Annotated in this window: 13 protein-coding genes and 1 pseudogene; 5 read left to right on the top strand and 9 right to left on the bottom strand. The window is 63.1% G+C overall.

The window, feature by feature from the left end:
• Positions 1-11 precede the first annotated feature (11 nt).
• From Q4S45_RS15130 to Q4S45_RS15100, 7 genes are all read right to left on the bottom strand, one after another.
• Complete coding sequence (locus Q4S45_RS15130) at positions 12-446, bottom strand: biopolymer transporter ExbD (protein WP_305505602.1); 435 nt, start codon at positions 444-446, stop codon at positions 12-14.
• Between the two features lie 69 nt (positions 447-515).
• Positions 516-944, bottom strand: coding sequence for a biopolymer transporter ExbD (locus tag Q4S45_RS15125; protein WP_305505600.1), 429 nt, complete (start codon positions 942-944; stop codon positions 516-518).
• 3 nt (positions 945-947) lie between these two features.
• Positions 948-1,886, bottom strand: coding sequence for a MotA/TolQ/ExbB proton channel family protein (locus Q4S45_RS15120; RefSeq protein WP_305505598.1), 939 nt, complete (start codon positions 1,884-1,886; stop codon positions 948-950).
• A gap of 82 nt (positions 1,887-1,968) precedes the next feature.
• The gene (locus tag Q4S45_RS15115; RefSeq protein WP_305505596.1) at positions 1,969-2,625 is read right to left on the bottom strand and encodes an energy transducer TonB; all 657 of its coding nucleotides are present in this window, start codon (positions 2,623-2,625) and stop codon (positions 1,969-1,971) included.
• A gap of 499 nt (positions 2,626-3,124) precedes the next feature.
• Positions 3,125-4,654, bottom strand: a complete 1,530-nt coding sequence (locus Q4S45_RS15110; protein WP_305505594.1) for a SpoVR family protein — start codon at positions 4,652-4,654, stop codon at positions 3,125-3,127.
• A 7-nt stretch (positions 4,655-4,661) separates the two neighbouring features.
• The gene (locus Q4S45_RS15105) at positions 4,662-5,930 is read right to left on the bottom strand and encodes a YeaH/YhbH family protein (protein WP_305505592.1); all 1,269 of its coding nucleotides are present in this window, start codon (positions 5,928-5,930) and stop codon (positions 4,662-4,664) included.
• Positions 5,931-6,004: 74 nt separating this feature from the next.
• Positions 6,005-7,927 (bottom strand): PrkA family serine protein kinase, encoded by a 1,923-nt coding sequence (locus Q4S45_RS15100; RefSeq protein WP_305505590.1) that lies wholly within the window; start codon positions 7,925-7,927, stop codon positions 6,005-6,007.
• A gap of 573 nt (positions 7,928-8,500) precedes the next feature.
• Between Q4S45_RS15100 and Q4S45_RS15095 the strand changes: the two genes are divergently transcribed.
• Together Q4S45_RS15095 and Q4S45_RS15090 are read left to right on the top strand one after the other, a co-directional pair.
• Positions 8,501-9,508: an adenosine deaminase gene (locus Q4S45_RS15095; protein WP_305505588.1), complete on the top strand. Its 1,008-nt coding sequence runs from the start codon at positions 8,501-8,503 to the stop codon at positions 9,506-9,508.
• A gap of 6 nt (positions 9,509-9,514) precedes the next feature.
• Entirely contained in the window at positions 9,515-12,043 is a 2,529-nt protein-coding gene (locus Q4S45_RS15090; RefSeq protein WP_305505586.1) for an ABC transporter permease, read from the top strand.
• Between the two features lie 102 nt (positions 12,044-12,145).
• On the opposite strand, the gene Q4S45_RS15085 is transcribed toward Q4S45_RS15090, so the two are convergent.
• Positions 12,146-12,964 (bottom strand): response regulator, encoded by an 819-nt coding sequence (locus Q4S45_RS15085; protein ID WP_305505584.1) that lies wholly within the window; start codon positions 12,962-12,964, stop codon positions 12,146-12,148.
• A gap of 141 nt (positions 12,965-13,105) precedes the next feature.
• Here Q4S45_RS15085 and Q4S45_RS15080 point away from each other — a divergent pair, with 141 nt between their 5' ends.
• From Q4S45_RS15080 to Q4S45_RS15070, 3 genes and pseudogenes are all read left to right on the top strand, one after another.
• Positions 13,106-13,495, top strand: a complete 390-nt coding sequence (locus Q4S45_RS15080) for a group II truncated hemoglobin (RefSeq protein ID WP_305505582.1) — start codon at positions 13,106-13,108, stop codon at positions 13,493-13,495.
• Positions 13,496-13,498: 3 nt separating this feature from the next.
• Positions 13,499-14,779 (top strand): DNA recombination protein RmuC, encoded by a 1,281-nt coding sequence (locus tag Q4S45_RS15075; protein ID WP_305505580.1) that lies wholly within the window; start codon positions 13,499-13,501, stop codon positions 14,777-14,779.
• Positions 14,780-14,871: 92 nt separating this feature from the next.
• Positions 14,872-16,416: pseudogene (locus tag Q4S45_RS15070) on the top strand (acyl CoA:acetate/3-ketoacid CoA transferase); the annotation flags it as partial.
• A 96-nt stretch (positions 16,417-16,512) separates the two neighbouring features.
• Here the strand turns inward: Q4S45_RS15070 and glp are convergent.
• Positions 16,513-18,390 (bottom strand): gephyrin-like molybdotransferase Glp, encoded by a 1,878-nt coding sequence (glp, locus tag Q4S45_RS15065; protein WP_305505578.1) that lies wholly within the window; start codon positions 18,388-18,390, stop codon positions 16,513-16,515.
• Between the last annotated feature and the right edge of the window lie 4 nt (positions 18,391-18,394).

The raw sequence follows: 18,394 nt of genomic DNA, 5'->3' as shown, positions 1-18,394 counted from the left end.
ACGAATTACGATTACTGGAACTGCTCGTTGCCGACCATGCCGATCTTGGTCACGCCAAGACGCTGGGCCGACGCCATCACGCCAGCAACATACTTGTACGACACCAGCTTGTTCGGACGCAGGTGCACTTCCGGCTGATCGGCCTGGGCTGCCACATTGGCCAGCTTGGCTTCCAGCGCTGCACGGTCCGGCACCTGGACGTTGTCCCACAAAATGGTACCGTCGAAGTCGACGTCGATGGTGACGACGACCGGCTCGGTGGTCGGTGGCGGTGGATTGCCAACCGGCATGTTCAGATTGACCGAATGGTTTTGCTTCGGAATCGTGATAATCAACATGATAATCAAGACCAACATCACGTCGATCAAGGGTGTCATGTTCATTTCCATCATTGGTTCCGGATCAGCGTTTTTGCTGCCGGAGCCTGAACCGACGTTCATACTCATGGTGTTTCCTTTTCAAATGTCGGGATCCCCGCGCCGGACCGTGCTGCTGGGCCGGCGGCGGGGAGGGGATTAGCCCTTGTCAGGCGGTTCGGTAATGAAACCGACCTTCTGAACCCCAGCACGCTGTGCCGTGTAAATCACCTTGCCGATGTACTCGTACTTGGTTTCTTGATCGCCACGTACATGCACTTCCGGCTGCGGCAGCTTCACCGACTCTTTTTTCAGGAACTCGAACAGTTCGTCCGTGTTCGCAAGCTTCTTCTGGTTCCAGTACATATCGCCGTCTTTGTTGACCACGATATTGACGTCTTCCGGCTTGGTCTTGGCAACCTGGTTGGTCTCGATTGGCAGCTGAATCTTCTGCAACTTCAACACGACCGGGCTGGTAATCAGGAAGATGATCAGCAGAACCAACATGATGTCGACTAGCGGCGTCGTGTTGATTTCTGACATGACTGCATCTTCGTCTCCGCTATCGGAGCCGACGCTCATCGACATGATTTATCCAATCTTCTTGGCGCCAGCAGCACCTGCCAGACGGCCAGCTTCGCTGGTCGACATTGCGCCCGAGATCAGGACCGAGTGCACGTCGGCCGAGAACGAACGGACATCTTCCATTGCCGACTTGTTGCGGCGAACCAGCCAGTTGTAACCCAGAACGGCTGGAACGGCGACGAACAGGCCGAAGGCGGTCATGATCAGTGCTTCACCGACTGGACCTGCAACCTTGTCGATCGATGCGTTACCGGTCATACCGATGTTGGTCAGCGCGCCGTAGATACCCCACACGGTACCGAACAGGCCGATGAACGGTGCGGTCGAACCGACGGTTGCCAGGAACGACAGGCCATCTTGCAGACGCGACTGGACTTTTTCAACAGCGCGCTGGATCGACATCGTCACCCAGGTCGACAGGTCGATCTGCTCGAGCAGGGCGCCGTCGTGGTGCTGGGTAGCCTTGGTGCCGGTTTCAGCGATGAAGCGGAATGGCGAGCCTTCTTTCAGCGATGCCGAACCGGCAGCGATCGAGGAAGCTTTCCAGAACTTGGCCGAGGTTTCTTTCGACTGCTTGAAGATCTTCATCTGGTCGAGCAGCTTGGTGATGATGATGTACCACGAACCCATCGACATCAGCGACAGGATGATCAGGGTAGCGCGCGGAACGAAACCACCGGCCCAGACGGCGGTGATGCCGAACGGGTTCTCGACTTCTTCCTTGGTGCCGGCTGGAGCGGCTGCTGGCGCGGCAGCGGCGTCAGCCGCTGGTGCTGCGGCAGCGTCGGCTGCTGGTGCGCTTGCCGCTGGGGCGGCTGCGGCTGCGGACGCGGACGCGGATGCAGGGGCGTCAGCGAATGCAGGTGCGGAAACCAGGGCTGCGGCCGCGGTTACCGAGAACAGGACAGCCGCCAGGACAGCGGACAAACGGGTATTCTTAAACATGCTTCCTCCAAATATATAAAATAATCAGTTCGCTGAACGTAATGACAACGAAAAGTCACAGGTTGGGACCTTGAGTCCCGGGTTATTCCAGCGTCCAGACGTACTGCATTTGCATCCACGCTTTTTCCGGCTTGCCGTCGGTGGTGCCCGGCTTGAAGCGGCACTTGCTGATACCGACCACTGCCGCCTTGTCCAGCTCACGGAAACCACTGGATTTCAAGATTTTCGAATCGGCCACGCGGCCATCTTCGGCGATCAGGAATTGCAGCGTCACGGTACCGGTTTCCTCATTGCGCAGGGAGGCTTTAGGCCACTCTGGTTTTGCGCAAGTGTTGAAGTCGGCGACCGCTGCCACCTTGACCGGGTTCGCGTTGCCCGTTGGCGCTGCCGGAGCAGGCGCTTGCGGACGGGCCAGTTCGTTCGATGCCGGCTTGGCCGACGTCGATTGCGAGATCGGGCTTTGCGGCGGAGGGGGCTGCTGCACGTTCACTTCGACTGGCGGGATGAACGGTGGCGGCGGCGCCTTCATTTCCGGCGGCGGAGGCGGTGGCGGAATTTCCTTCGGTGGAGGAGGCGCCTTCTCCTCGATGATCTTGGTCTCCACTGCTTCAGCCATCTTCGTGACCATGCGCTTGCCGAGACCGGTGATGATCCCATAGGCAACGAGGACGTGCAACAGGATCACGATGGTGATCCCGGTTACATTTTTCCCGGGCTGCTTTTCATGCGAAAAATTCATGCCTGCTTTCTCCAATACCAACTCTTTTGTTCCTACTTAAACCCACAAAACACGACAAAAGCCAGGGCCGCATTCGGGACATCGGCGAATTATACCTACGAATTCTTTTTTGCACATACATTTTTAGTGCCTTCAACGTCGGCGATTTCACTGTGAAAATGATGTTTTCACGACCATATTTCACATGCCGCGTGTCAGGATTAATTGCTATAAATGCATATCAAAAAATAACGACCGTATGCGGTGCGCGGTCCGGTGCCAAAGTGACGGCGCACGGACGGACGCTTCTCTAAACAATTGCCGTGGCAATTTACCAATAGGCAAATTCCATTCGGCGGGGCATGGTGATTATGCTAACTATAGACAGTTTCGCTGAACAGGGGCGTTCGCTTGAAACTGCTAGTCGCCGGTAGCTCGCCCTGCCAGTATATAGCAATAGGTGATGGGAGGCGATCGCTTTGGTATATGGTAGCAGAGGCGCGCCGCGCGGGGCGCGCGCCTAATTGCGGTTGCGTTTCTCGCGGCGGCATTCCAGGCTGCTGACCACGTTGCCCTGCGGGTCGACGGTCTCGAGGTGGACGTCGAAACCCCACAGGCGCGCCACGTGGCGCAGCACTTCCTGGGCCTGCTGGTTCAGCGGGCGGCGCTGGAATTGGGTGTGGCGCAGCGTCAGGGCGCGGTCGTCGCGCGTATTGACTTGCCAGACCTGGATGTTGGGCTCGCGGTTGCCGAGGTTGTACTGCTCGGCCAATTGCTGGCGCACGTAGCGGTAGCCCCGTTCGTCGTGGATCGCGGAGATCTGCAGCTTGTCCCTGCGGTCGTCGTCGAGCACGGCGAAGAAGTGGAAATCGCGGATCAGCTTGGGCGAGAGGTATTGGGCGATGAAGCTCTCGTCCTTGAAATTGCGCATCGCAAAGTCGAGCGTCTTACGCCAGTCGCTGCCGGCGAACGAGGGGAACCACTCGCGGTCCTCGTCGGTCGGGTCTTCGCAGATGCGGCGGATGTCGCTCATCATCGCAAAGCCCAGCGCGTAGGGATTGATGCCGTTGTAATAGGGGCTGGTGGCCGATGGCTGGAACACCACGTTGGTGTGGCTTTGCAGGAACTCCATCATGAAGCCGTCGCCGACGATGCCCTCCTTATATAGTTCGTGCAAAATCGTGTAATGCCAGAACGTGGCCCAGCCTTCGTTCATCACCTGGGTCTGGCGCTGCGGGTAGAAGTACTGGGAGATCTTGCGCGTAATGCGAACCATTTCGCGCTGCCAGGGTTCGAGCAGGGGCGCGTACTTCTCGATGAAGTACAGCAGGTTTTCCTCCGGCTCGGGCGGAAAGCGCGGCGGCGGCGCGTCGCCGGGCAGCTCCTCGTCGCGCCGCGGCACGGTGCGCCACAGGGCGTTGACCTGCGACTGGGCGTATTCCTCGCGCTCCTTCTGGCGCGCGTTTTCCTGCGCCAGCGACAGCTTGGCCGGGCGCTTGTAGCGATCCACGCCGTAGTTTTGCAGCGCGTGGCAGGAGTCGAGGATCTGCTCGACCGCGTCGATGCCGTGGCGCTGCTCGCATTCGGCGATGTAATTCTTGGCGAACACCATGTAGTCGACGATGGCCTCGGCGTCGGTCCAGGTGCGGAACAGGTAATTGCCCTTGAAGAAGGAGTTGTGGCCGTAGGCGGCGTGCGCGATCACCAGCGCCTGCATGGTCAGGCTGTTCTCCTCCATTAGATAGGCGATGCAGGGGTTCGAGTTGATGACGATCTCGTAGGCCAGTCCCATCTGGCCGCGCTTGTAGCTTTTTTCCGTCGACAGAAAATGCTTGCCGAACGACCAGTGGTTGTACGAGACCGGCATGCCGACCGAGGTGTAGGCATCCATCATCTGCTCGGCGGTGATGATCTCGAGCTGGTTGGGGTAGGTGTCGAGCCCGAAGTTGCGGGCGACACGGCGGATTTCCTCGTGCGCCTGCTCGATCAGGTCGAAGGTCCACTCCGACTGTTCGGGCAGGGCGCGCGGGTTTTTCGGATCTCTGGGCATGGCAATCTCACTTCGGCTGCTTCTTGAACAGTTCCCGGAACACCGGATAGATGTCGGCCGGCGTGACGATCTTCTGCATCGCGAAATTCGGATGGTGGTCGCCCACTTCGGCGTACTGTTCCCACAGGTTCTGTTGCGGGCCGTCGGTGATTTCCACGTAGGTGTAGTACTGCACCGCCGGCATGATGGTGTTGATCAGGAGCTGCTTGCACAGCACCGAGTCGTTGTCCCAGTTGTCGCCGTCGGAGGCCTGGGCCACGTAGCTGTTCCACTCGCCGCTGCCGTAGCGCTCGCTGATGATCTTTTGCAGCAGGTGCAGCGCCGACGACACGACGGTGCCGCCCGATTCGCGCGAATGGAAAAATTCGTTCTCGTCCACCTCGGCCGCGGCCGTGTGGTGGCGGATGAACACGACCTCGATCTTGTCGTAGGCGCGCTTGAGGAATAAATACAGCAGGATGAAGAAGCGCTTGGCGGTGTCCTTGCGGCTCTCGTCCATCGAGCCCGACACGTCCATGATGCAGAACATGACGGCCTGGGTGGTCGGCTTGGGCACCTTGATGCGGTTGCTGTAGCGCAGGTCGAACGGGTCGATGAAGGGAATCGCCAGCAGCTTGGTGTGCAGGTGGTGCACCAGCTTTTTCAGTTCGACGACGTGGGGATCGTCGAGCGGGGCGCCTTCCTCTAACAGGCGCGCCAGTTCGTGCTCGGCGTGGGTGAGCTGCTTGCGCGAGTTGCCGCCGACGGCAATGCGCCGGCCGAGGGCGCCGCGCAGCGAGCGCAGCACGTGGATGTTGGACGGCGTGCCGGAGATGTTGTAGCCGGCGCGCTGGTTCTTGAATTCGGTGGTTTGCGTCAGCTGCGTCTTGACCATGTTCGGCAGCTCGAGGTCCTCGAAGAAGTAGTTCATGAATTCTTCGCGCGACAGCTCGAAGATGAAATCGTCTTCGGTGGTCTGGTCGCTGTTGCCGGCCTTGCCGCGGCCGGCGCCGCCGCCGCTGCGGGGGCGGTTGAACTGGTCGCCCTTTTGATATTCCTTGTTGCCGGGGTTAACCGTTTCCCAGACGCCGCCGTGGGCGTGGCCGAAATTCGGTTCGTTGACGTCCTTGACGGGAATGGACACCTTCTCGCCATTTTCGATGTCGGTGATCGAGCGACCTTTGATCGCGCGCCCGACAGCATCCTTGATCTGGCTTTTGTATCGCCGGAGGAAGCGCTCTCGGTTGATCGCTGACTTGTTCTTGCCTTGCAAGCGTCGGTCGATGAGGTAAGTCAAAACATGCCTCCTGCTCAAAATCCGCGGCGGGCCGGCGGAAACCCGCCTGACCCTCCTATCTTAACCCTTTCCGGTCAAGACGACTTCCGCACGCGCAGATACCACTCGCACAGCAGGCGAACCTGCTTGGCCGTATAGCCTTTTTCCACCATGCGCGCCACGAAGTCGGCGTGCTTGTTGGCGTCCTCGGCCGACGCCTTGGCGTTGAACGAGATCACCGGCAGCAATTCCTCGGTGTTCGAGAACATCTTCTTCTCGATCACGGTGCGGAATTTCTCGTAGCTGGTCCAGGCCGGGTTCTTGCCGCCGTTGGTGGCGCGGGCGCGCAGGCCGAAGTTGACGATCTCGTTGCGGAAATCCTTCGGATTCGAGATGCCGGCCGGCTTCTCGATCTTCTCCAGCTCGCTGTTGAGCGCATCGCGGTCGAACGATTCGCCGGTGTCGGGATCGCGGAACTCCTGGTCCTGGATCCAGAAGTCGGCAAAGGTGACGTAGCGATCAAAAATGTTCTGGCCGTATTCCGAATAGCTTTCGAGATACGCGGTCTGGATTTCCTTGCCGATGAAATCGACGTAGCGCTGCGCCAGGTGCTCCTTGATGTAGGAGAGGTAGCGCTGCTCGGTCTCGGGCGCGAACTGCTCGCGCTCGATCTGCTGCTCCAGTACATACAGCAGGTGCACCGGGTTGGCGGCCACTTCTGTGTTGTCGAAGTTGAAGACCTTCGACAGGATCTTGAAGGCGAAGCGGGTCGACAGCCCGTTCATGCCTTCGTCGACGCCGGCGTAGTCGACGTACTCGTGCATCGACTTGGCTTTCGGATCGGTGTCCTTGAGGTTTTCGCCGTCGTACACCAGCATCTTCGAGAAGATCGACGAATTTTCGGGATCCTTCAGGCGCGACAGGATCGCGAACTGCGCCATCATCTTCATGGTGCCAGGCGCGCACGGGGCGTGCTCGAGCGAGGAGTTGCGGATCAGCTTGTCGTAGATCTTGATTTCATCGGACACGCGCAGGCAGTACGGCACCTTGACGATGTAGATGCGGTCGAGGAAAGCCTCGTTGTTGCGGTTGTTGCGGAAAGTTTTCCACTCCGACTCGTTCGAGTGGGCCAGCACGATGCCGTCGAACGGGATCGCGCCGAAGCCCTCGGTGCCCTTGTAGTTGCCTTCCTGGGTCGCGGTCAGCAGCGGGTGCAGCACCTTGATCGGCGCCTTGAACATCTCGACGAATTCCATCAGGCCCTGGTTGCCCAGACACAGGCCGCCCGAATAGCTGTAGGCGTCCGGATCGTCCTGCGCATAGTCTTCCAGCTTGCGGATGTCGACCTTGCCCACCAGCGAGGAGATGTCCTGGTTGTTCTCGTCGCCCGGCTCGGTTTTCGAGATGGCGATCTGCTTGAGCATCGACGGGTAGCGCTTGACCACGCGGAACTTGTTGATATCGCCGTTGAACTCGTGCAGGCGCTTGACCGCCCAGGGGGAAGGGATGGTGCGCAGGTAGCGCCGCGGGATGCCGTAGTCCTCTTCGAGGATGGTGCCGTCTTCCTCTTCGTTGAACAGGCCCAGCGGCGACTCGTTGACGGGCGAGCCCTTCAGGCAATAGAAGGGCACCTGTTCCATCAGCGACTTGAGTTTTTCGGCGATCGACGACTTGCCGCCGCCCACCGGGCCGAGCAGGTAGAGGATCTGCTTGCGCTCCTCGAGGCCCTGGGCGGCGTGGCGGAAGTAGGACACCACCTGCTCGATGACCTCCTCGGTGCCGTAGAAATCCTTGAAGGCGGGATACAGCTTGATGACCTTGTTGGCGAAGATGCGCGACAGCCGGGTGTCGTTGCGCGTGTCGACCAGGGTCGGCTCGCCGATCGCGGCGAGCATGCGTTCGGGCGCCGTGGCGTAGGTCAGCGGGTCCTTCTTGCACAGTGCCAGATACTCAACGAGGGAAAATTCCTCTTCCCGGGTACGCTCGTAGCGAGCCGCGTAGTTGTCAAAAATGGTCATTTGAATGTCCTTTAATGTGCTTACACTGATCACTGTGCTGTCGGGCAATGCGTGCCCCAGGCCTGGTCGCTGGCGTCTCTCCTTTGGTATCGACAAGAACGTTTCCCGATTCAAACTTCTGAAACAAAAACGGCTGTCGAGGATTTATTTTTATGCCGGTTTTTGCCGGTCGATTGCGCGTGCTGACAACGTCTTCTTACGCCTATGAAATTTATTATGTGCTTAATGGAAGGAGAAGTCAAAGCAATGAAGCGCGATCGTGTGTAACTAATCCAAGTGACTGATTAATAAGGTAAAACAAGCGTTCTATACAGGTGATTTCTGTCGTATTACGGCCTCGTCCGCATCGACGTTTATCGATTCGATCACGCGACATGGGACACTTTTTGCGCGCGCCAACGGCGCCGGCTTTTGGTGGCGCGGGCACGTCCGGATCGATTGCCCGACGGTGCACCGAAACAGGGCAAATGTCACACTTTTTCCTTTGCGAATTAATCGGCCGGCCAACCCATCGGGCGCCTTGCGCTACACTGTTCGAATCCCCCGCATCGACCGCACACCTGGAGAATAAAAATGTCGCAAAAACAGTTGCAGAGCGTATTGCAGCAGATGCCCAAGGCAGAATTGCACATACACATCGAAGGGTCACTCGAACCCGAACTGATCTTTGAGTTGGCTCAAAGAAATGGGGTCGCGCTGGCCTACGAATCGGTGGACAGCTTGCGCAAGGCTTATGCATTCGATAATTTGCAGTCGTTTCTCGACATTTATTACGCCGGCGCCAGCGTGCTGCTGAAAGAGCAGGATTTCTACGACATGACGATGGCGTACCTGCAGCGCGCCGCCGCCGACAACGTGCGCCACGCCGAGATCTTCTTCGACCCGCAGACCCATACCGCGCGCGGCGTGCCGTTCGAGACCGTCATCAACGGCATCTGGCGCGCCTGCCAGGACGGGCCGATCAGCGCGAGCCTGATCATGTGCTTCCTGCGCCACCTGTCCGAAGCCGACGCCATCGCCACGCTGGAAGAGGCGCTGCCGTTCCGCGACAAGATCATCGGCGTCGGCCTCGATTCGTCCGAGGTCGGCCATCCGCCGGAAAAATTCTGCCGCGTGTTCGAACGCTGCCGCCAGCTTGGCCTGCACCTGGTGGCGCACGCCGGCGAAGAGGGCCCGCCGGAATACATCGAGACGGCGCTCGACCTGCTCAACGTCGAACGCATCGACCACGGCGTGCGCTGCCTCGAAAGCCCGGTGCTCACCGAGCGCCTGGCGCGCGAACAGATCGCGCTGACCGTGTGCCCGCTGTCGAACATCAAGCTGCGCGTGTTCGACCACATGGGCCAGCACAACCTGCTCGAGCTGCTCGACGCGGGGCTGGCGGCCACCGTCAATTCGGACGACCCGGCCTACTTCGGCGGCTACATGAACGATAACTTCCTGGCCGCGTTCGACGCGCTGCCGCTCGGGCTGTCGCACGCGCACCGGCTGGCGCGCAACAGCTTCAACGCGTCCTTCCTCGAACCGGAGGCGAAGCGCGCCTTCATCGAGGAACTCGACGCCTTTTTCGCCAAGGTGTAGCTCCGGATGCTGGCTCAATCGTTCCGCATGACCGCGCGCGACTGGCGCGCCGGCGAGCTGCGCTTCCTCCTGGTGGCGCTGATCGTCGCCGTCGCCTCGCTGTCGGCGGTGGGCTTTTTCATCGACCGCATGCGCAGCAGCCTCAATCGCGATGCGCACCAGCTGCTGGGCGCCGACCTGCTGGTCAACGCCGACCAGCCGGTGCGCGCCGAGTGGCGCGCGGAGGCGCAGCGGCGCGGCCTGGTGCTGGCCGACACGGTGACGTTTCCCAGCATGGCGCAGGCGGGCGAGGGCGAGCAGTCGCAGGCGCAGCTGGCGTCGGTCAAGGCGGTCAGCCAGGGCTATCCCCTGCGCGGCCAGGTGCGCATCACTACCAGTGCGATCGAGGCCAGTGCCGCGCGCGGGCAGAAGACCGCCGCCACGCCGGCGCCGGGCACGGTGTGGGTGGACCCGAATGTGCTCTCCGGCCTGAAGACCACGGTCGGCGCGCCGCTCAAGCTGGGCGACAAGACCTTCACCATCGCGCAGCTGATCTCCGCCGAGCCGGATCGCGGGCCATCATTCGCCAATTTCGCGCCGCGCGTGATGCTGTCGATGGCCGACCTGGCGGCCACCGGCCTGGTGGACAACGGTTCGCGAGTGACCTACCGGATGCAGGTGGCGGCGCCGTCGAACAACGACCTGACGCGCGTGAACCAGTATGAGCAATGGCTGAAGGCGCGCATCGCCGCGCAGAACATCAAGGGCGTGCGCATCGAGTCGCTGGAAAACGGCCGGCCCGAGATGCGCGCCACGCTGGACCGCGCCGACCGCTTCCTGTCGCTGGTCGGCCTGCTGTCGGCGATGCTGGCGGCGGTGGCGGTGGCGATGGCGGCGCGCCGCTTCATGCTGCGCCATCTCGACGCCTGCGCGATGCTGCGCTGCCTGGGGCTGTCGCAGAACCAGGTGACCGCGCTGTACCTGACCGAATTCGTGCTGGTCGGCCTCGCCGGCAGCGTGCTTGGCGTGCTGGTGGGCTTCGGAGCCCATTACGTGCTGCTCGAGCTGATCGGAAAATTCATCAGCACCGATTTGCCGCCGGTGTCGCCGCTGCCGGCGCTGCAGGGGATCGCGACCGGAATGTTGCTGCTGGTCGGCTTCGCGCTGCCGCCGGTGCTCCAGCTGCGCAACGTGCCGCACAACCGCGTGATCCGGCGCGAGCAGGCGCCGCCGCGCAAGATGGCGCTGGCCACGTATGGACTGGGCGTGTGCGCTTTCGTGGCGCTGCTGCTGTGGCAGGCCGGCGACACGCAGCTGGCGCTGGTCACGGCCATCGGCTTCCTCGGCGGCTTCGCCGTCTTCGCGCTGGCCGGCTGGCTCGGGCTAGTGTCGCTGCGCCGGCTGCGCGGTGCGATCGACCATCAAAGCTGGCGCTTCGCCGTCACCGCGCTGCAACGGCGACCGGGCGCCACCATCGTGCAGGTAGTGTCGCTGGCGCTGGGCCTGATGGCGCTGCTGCTGTTGACCGTGGTGCGCGGCGACCTGATGTCGGCCTGGCGCAGTTCCACGCCGGCCGACGCGCCGAACCGCTTCGTCATCAACATCATGCCCGACCAGAAGGAGGCGGTGGAGCAGCGCCTTGGCGCCGCGCGCGTCAGGGACGTGGTGCTGTACCCGATGATCCGCGGCCGGCTGACGGCGATCAACGGCAATGCGATCGACGCGGCCAACTACGACGAGAACGCGCGGCGCCAGGTCGACCGCGAACTGAACCTGTCGACCATGAAGGACATGCAGCCGACCAACCAGCTTGTCGCCGGCAAGTGGTACAGCGACACGCCCGGCGTGGCCGAGGCGTCGGTGGAGCAGGGCATCGCGAAGTCGCTGCACCTGAAACTGGGCGACGTGATGCGCTTCGATGTCGCCGGGCAGATGGTCGAGGCGCGCGTGACCAGCCTGCGCAAGCTCGAATGGGGCTCGATGCGGGCCAACTTCTTCGTCATCATCAACCCGCGCGCGATGGCCGCTATGCCGCAGACGTTCATGACGGCGTTCCGTCTGCCGCCGGCGGACAGCGCGCTGACCAACGCGCTTACCCGCGAGTTTCCCAACCTGACCGTGATCGACGTGAGCGGCATCATCGGCCAGCTGCAGGAAGTGCTGGACCAGGTGGTGACGGCGGTCGAATTCCTGTTCCTGTTCACGCTGGCCTCCGGCGTGCTGGTGCTGTACGCGGCGCTGATGGGATCGCAGGACGAGCGCACGCGCGAGGCCGGGCTGCTGCGCGCGCTCGGCGCCACGCGCCGGCAGCTGTCGCAGGCGCAGTGGATCGAGTTTTCGCTGGTGGGCGGCCTGGCCGGCGTGCTGGCGGCGTCGGGCGCCGCGGCGCTGGGCTGGGCGCTGGCGACCTACCAGTTCAAGTTCGCGTGGAGCTTCAGTCCGGTGGTCTGGCTGGCCGGCCTGGCGGTGGGCGTGGCATGCGCCATTGCCGGCGGCTGGCTCGGGCTGCGCAATGTGCTGAAGCAACCGCCGCTGCAAACCCTGCGCGAGGGTTAGCCCTCGAATGTCGTACCTGCGAAGGCAGGTACCCATGCTGAGCGCGCAATATGGTGAAAGCCAGCTCGGTATAGGTACCTGCCTCGGCAGGTACGACATTCATCAGGTTTCGAACAGCGCCCAGTAGTAGCGCTGCGCGCCTTCGCACACGCGGGCCGGCTCGCAATACCGGTGCCAGCGTTCCCCGACCGATTCGTCGTACATCCCGTCGCCGTTGCGGAACCACGGCACGATGCAGCGCGCATCGAGCGCATCGAGCAGCGAGGGCGGCGCGCCGCTGTCGCGCGCAACCTCATGGTGCGACTGCATGCCGCCATCCGTTTCGATCGCCAGCAGCCGTTCGCCGCCCGCTGCGTCCATCAGCATCAGCCCGCACGGCGCGGCGTGCAGGTAGTGTTCGACCACGCCATGCGCCGCGCTGACCTTGCGCACCAGCCTGGCCACCGCGGGGTCGGCCAGGAAGCCGTAATCGCCAAGCGCATGGGGCGGGACCGTCGCGTCGGACAACGCCAGAAAATATTCATCGCGCAGCGCCGCGATCGCATCCGCCAGCTGGTCCAGCGCGTCGTCGTCGCTCTTGCAGATGGCGCGGTCGATCACGCCGCGATTGAAGGCGTCGATCGCGGCGCGCTCGTCGCCGGCGCCGGTCAGCAGGATCTTCCTGCACGGGTGACTGGCCAGGGCAGCGCAAAATCCAACGCCAGTCATCGCTGCCATCCGCTGATCGACCACCACCACCGCGGGCGCCTTGGGGTTGCCGATACCGGCCTGTTCCCGCATCCATTCCAGCGCCGCTTGCGGGTCGCCGAACGCCCTGGTGGCGATGGCGTCGCCCAGTTCGCGCTGCAGCCGCGCCAGGAACGCTTCGCTGTCGTCGACCAGCACGGTGAGGCTGGGGTGCTGGAAGATCGGAAGCCGCATGCCTGTTCGCTTGGGAAGGGTTGATGAAGATCAACACCATGATCCCGCACAAGCGGACTGTGCCGTTTGATCTAAATCAAGCTCAACAATGGTGCAGATTTGACAGATGTGCCGCGGCCCGCCGTGCGCTATGATGGCGCAATGACACAATCTCACACCTTGTACGAGGTCTTCGGCGGCGAGCAGCGCGTGCGCGAGCTGGTTGACCGGTTTTACGACCTGATGGAACTCGAGCCGGAATTTGCCGGCATCCGCGCGATGCACCCGCCCACCACCGAAGGCTCGCGCGAAAAACTGTTCATGTTCCTCTCCGGCTGGATGGGCGGGCCCGACCTGTTCGTCGAGCGCCACGGCCACCCGCGCCTGCGCGCGCGCCACCTGCCGTTTGCCATCGGCAGCAGCGAGCGCGATCAGTGGCTGCGCGCGATGGCGTGGGCCATGGAAGATATCGGCATCGACGAAGCGCTGCGGCTGCGCCTGATGGAGTCGTTCTATCAAACCGCCGACTGGATGCGCAACAAGGCCGACTGACCGATGACCCAGACCGAATTCCTTATTCTCGCCGCGCTCGCGGCCATCGCCGTGGTGCTGCAGCTGGTATGGCTGATGCGCGGCCGCGGCAACCAGGACAGCCAGTTCGAACGACTCGAACGCGCGCTGCAAGGAACGGCGCAGGCGACGCGCCAGGAGCTGGCCGCGACGCTGGCGCACAACCAGCAGGCCAGCGCGCAGCAGCTCGACGCGATGCGCCAGCAGATCCACCAGCAGGCCATGACGGGCCGCGAAGAGCAGGCGGCCACGCTCAAGCGCTTTTCAGACAGTTTCGGACAACGCATGCTGGAAGTGCGCGCCACGCTGGAGACGAAAATTCGCGACCTGCAGACCGATAACGGCGCGCGCCTGGAAGAGATGCGCAAGACGGTGGACGAGAAGCTGCACGCCACGCTGGAAACGCGCCTGACCGAATCGTTCCGGCAGGTGTCCGAGCGGCTGGAAAAAGTCCACCAGGGCCTGGGCGAAATGCAGCAGCTGGCGATCGGCGTGGGCGACCTGAAACGCGTGCTCACCAACGTGAAGACGCGTGGCACCTGGGGTGAAGTGCAGCTGGAGATGCTGCTCGAGCAGGTGCTGACGGTGGACCAGTACGCGAAGAATGTCGAGACGATTCCGGGCAGCGGCGCGCGAGTCGAATTTGCGATCAAGCTGCCGGGGGCATCCGACGACGGCGCGCCGGTGTGGCTACCGATCGACGCGAAATTCCCGAAGGAGCAGTACGAGCGGCTGGTCGAGGCGGCCGAGCGGGCGGACGCGGACGGCGTGCTGCTGGCGGGACGCGAGCTGGAACGCGCGGTGCGCGGCGAGGCGAAGACGATCTGCGAGAAGTACCTTTCGCCGCCGCTGACCACCGACTTCGCCATCCTGTTCCTGCCGACCGAAGGACTGTATGCGGAAGTGATGCGCCGTCCCGGCCTGGCCGACGATCTGCAACGCACCCTGCGCGTGTCGATCGCCGGCCCGTCGACGCTGTCGGCCATCCTGAACAGCCTGCAGATGGGCTTTCGCACGCTGGCGCTGGAGAAGCGTTCGTCGGAAGTGTGGCAGGTGCTGGGCGCGGTGAAGACCGAGTTCGGCAAGTTCGGCACGGTGCTCAGTAATACGCGCCTGACGCTGGAGAAGGCGGCCAAGAGCATCGAGAACGCCGAGGTGCGCAGCCGGCAGATGGCGCGCAAGCTCAAGTCGGTGGAGGCGCTGCCGAGCGAGACGGCGGAGCTGATGCTGGGGACGGATACCGACCTGGATCCGGAGATACTGTAGAAAACGCCCGCGGCGGCGACAAACCCGGGGTCAGGTCCGCCGGACCTGACCCCAGTCCTTGGGCTGCGGCCCTGGAAAAACTTGGGGGCACGATGCGCGACAAGGTTGTGACGGCAGCAGAAGCAGTCCAGCGCATCCGCGACGGCGACACCGTCGCCACCGGCGGCTTCGTCGGCGTGGGCTTTGCCGAGAACATCGCGGTGGCGCTGGAGCAGCGCTTCACGTCCACCGGCGCGCCGCGCAACCTGACGCTGGTGTACGCCGCGGGCCAGGGCGACGGCAAGCAACGCGGCCTGAATCACTTCGGCCACGAAGGCATGGTCGGGCGCGTCATCGGCGGGCACTGGGCGCTGGCGCCGGCGCTGCAGAAGCTCGCCATCGATAACAAGATCGAGGCTTACAACCTGCCGCAAGGCGTGATCAGCCAGCTGTTTCGCGATACCGCCGCCGGCAAGCCCGGTCTGGTGACTTCGGTGGGCCTCGGCACCTTCGTCGATCCGCGCTATGGCGGCGGCAAGATCAATGCGCTGGCGCGCGAGGATGTGGTGTCGCTCATCGAGATCGCCGGCCAGGAGTACCTGTTCTACAAAACGCGGCCGATCCACGTGGCGATCGTCCGCGGCACCTCGGCCGACCACGCCGGCAACGTGACGATGGAGAAGGAGGCGCTGACGCTCGAGGCGCTGGCGATCGCGATGGCGGCGCATAATTCGGGCGGCATCGTCATCGTGCAGGTCGAGCAGGTCGTCGCAAACCGTTCGCTGAACGCGCGCCAGGTCAAGATCCCCGGCATCCTGGTCGATTGCGTGGTGGTGGCCGAACAGCCCGAATATCACATGCAGACCTTCACCACGGCGTACAGCGCCGCTTACGCCAGCGCGCACCGGGTGCCGCTGTCGTCGCTGGCGCCGATGCCGCTGTGCGAACGCAAGATCATCGCGCGGCGCGCTTTGATGGAGCTGTCGGAAGGCGACGTCGTCAACCTGGGTATCGGCATGCCGGAAGGCGTGGCGCAGGTGGCTGCGGAGGAGGGAATGCTGGAATCGATCACACTGACGGCCGAAGCGGGCGTGATCGGCGGGATGCCGGCCGGCGGACTCGATTTCGGCACCGCGACCAATGCCGACGCGGTGATCGACCAGCCGTACCAGTTCGATTTCTACGATGGCGGCGGACTCGATGTCGCGGTGCTCGGGCTGGCGCAGGCGGACCGCGAGGGCAACCTGAACGTCAGCAAATTTGGATCGAAACTGGCCGGCGCCGGGGGCTTCATCAACATCAGCCAGAATGCGCGCAAGGTGGTGTTCGTCGGGACCTTTACCGCCGGTGGGCTGGAAGTGGCGGTCAGCGAAGGGCGCCTGCAAATCGTGAAGGAAGGATCGGCGCGCAAGTTCGTCGATTCGGTCGAACACCGTACCTACGCGGGACGGTTCGCCTACGCGCGCGGGCAGGAGGCGTTGTACATCACCGAGCGCTGCGTGTTTCGCCTGGCGGAATCCGGACTCGAAATAATCGAGGTGGCGCCGGGAATCGACATCGAGCGCGACATCATGGCGCAGATGGATTTCCGGCCGCAGGTCAGCGCGCAGCTCAAGACCATGGACGCGCGCATCTTCGCGGACCGGAAAATGGGAATCGTCGTACCTGCGGAGGCAGGTACCCATGCTGAGCGCGCAGAAGAGTGAACGCGTATTCAGTATAGGTACCTGCCTTCGCAGGTACGACGAGTCGGATTAGACGAGGCCTTCGAACAGCAGCACGTCGACCATGTCGCCGGCGTTCACGTTGCCCATTTCGTCGTGCAGCACCACCATGCAGTTCGCTTCCGACATCGAGCGCAGGATGCCCGAGCCTTGCGAGCCGGTGATCGCCACCTGCTGCTGGCCGTTCGCATCGACCGACAGGATGCCGCGCTGGTATTCGGTGCGTCCGGACTTCTTGCGGATCGCGCCAAGCGACTTCACGCGCAGCAGCGGCAGCGGCGCCTCGGCACCCATCATCGCCAGCAGCGCGTTGCGGGCGAAGAAGTAGAACGACACCATCACCGCGACGGGATTGCCGGGAAGGCCGAACAGGAAGGCGCTCTTGCCGTTGGAGTTGATCTTGCCGAAGGCGAGCGGACGCCCGGGGCGCATGCCGATCTTCCAGAACGTGACGTCGCCCAGCTTGGCCATGATCTCGCGCGTGTAGTCGGCCGCGCCGACCGAAACGCCGCCCGAGGTGACGATGGCGTCCGCGTTTTCGCAGGCGTTGCGCAGCGCGTCTTCCAGCGCCTGCGGGTCGTCGCGCACGATGCCCATGTCGATGATGTCGCAGCCAAGGCGCGTGAGCATGCCGTACAGCGTGTAACGGTTGCTGTCGTAGACGCAGCCGGCGTCGAGCGGTTCGCCGATCGAGCGCAGTTCGTCGCCGGTCGAGAAGAACGCCACGCGCAGGCGCCGCTGCACCGGCACTTCCGCGATGCCGAGCGAAGCGAGCAGGCCCAGGTCGGCCGGGCGGATGATCTTGCCTTTCCTGAGCGCGGGACTGCCGGCCTTCAGGTCTTCGCCGGCAAAGCGGCGGTTGTCGCCGGTGCGGATGGCGCCGGCGTCGATGGTGATTTCGGTGTCGGAGATCGCCGCTACATGCTCCTGCGGGATCACGCTGTCGCAGCCGGCCGGCATCACGCCGCCCGTCATGATTCGCACGCATTCGCCGGCGCCAGGCACCGCGTCGTTCGGGCGGCCGGCGAACACTGTGGAGATGACTTTCAATGTGGTCGGGCCGTCGGCACGCAGGTCGGCGCCGCGCAGCGCAAAGCCGTCCATCGCGGAGTTGTCGTGCGCGGGCACGTTGATCGGCGAGATGATGTCCGCCGCCAGCACGCGGTCGAGCGCGGAGCGCAGCGCGACCTTTTCGACCGAGCGGACCGGAGTGACGAAGTCGCCGATGATCTTCTGAGCGTGGCGCACGGGAAGCGCGTCGGGATCGTAGTCGGACAGGCAGCTGACGACATCCTTCAGGCGTGGCGCGCGCGCGGTGTCGAAACTGTGCAATTCGTCGAGCGTGTTGATGTTGCGGAAGGCGTCGCTGTCCTCGAACACGACTTCGGCCACTTTCAGATCCGCGTACCAGCCATCCATCTTGCGGCCGCCCTCAAGCAGGTATTGCGACAGCACGGGGAGCAGCGAGGTTTTCACGAGGCAGAAAACCGGGTGCGGCTGCTTGCGCATGCCGGCTTCCTGCGTCACCGCCAGCGCGATGTCGGCGCCTTGCGATTGCAGCGCGTCGAACAGGCGCGCGGCCAGGTCGGCCGGGAGGAAAGGCGAGTCACACGGTGCGGTGACCAGGTAGGGCGTGGCGCAGTGGCGCAAACCGGCTTCAAGGCCGGCCAGCGGACCGGCAAATCCTGTGGTTTCATCAGGCCACACCGGCATGCCGAACGCGGCGTACGCGTCGAGGTTCTGGTTGGCGTTGATGGCGATGCTGTCGACTTGCGGCGCGAGCCGTTCGAGCACATGCTGCACCATGGTCGTGCCGCGGAACGGCTGCAGCCCCTTGTCGACATGGCCCATGCGCGAGCCGCGCCCGCCCGCCAGGATCAGTGCGCTGATCTGTTCAATCTTGTTCATGCTT

This window comes from Massilia sp. R2A-15, assembly GCF_030704305.1.
In the GTDB taxonomy this organism is placed as follows: Bacteria; Pseudomonadota; Gammaproteobacteria; order Burkholderiales; family Burkholderiaceae_D; genus JAFCUW01.
The sequence above is the reverse complement of the archived record's forward strand: the minus strand, read 5'-3'. Positions and strand labels throughout refer to the sequence as shown.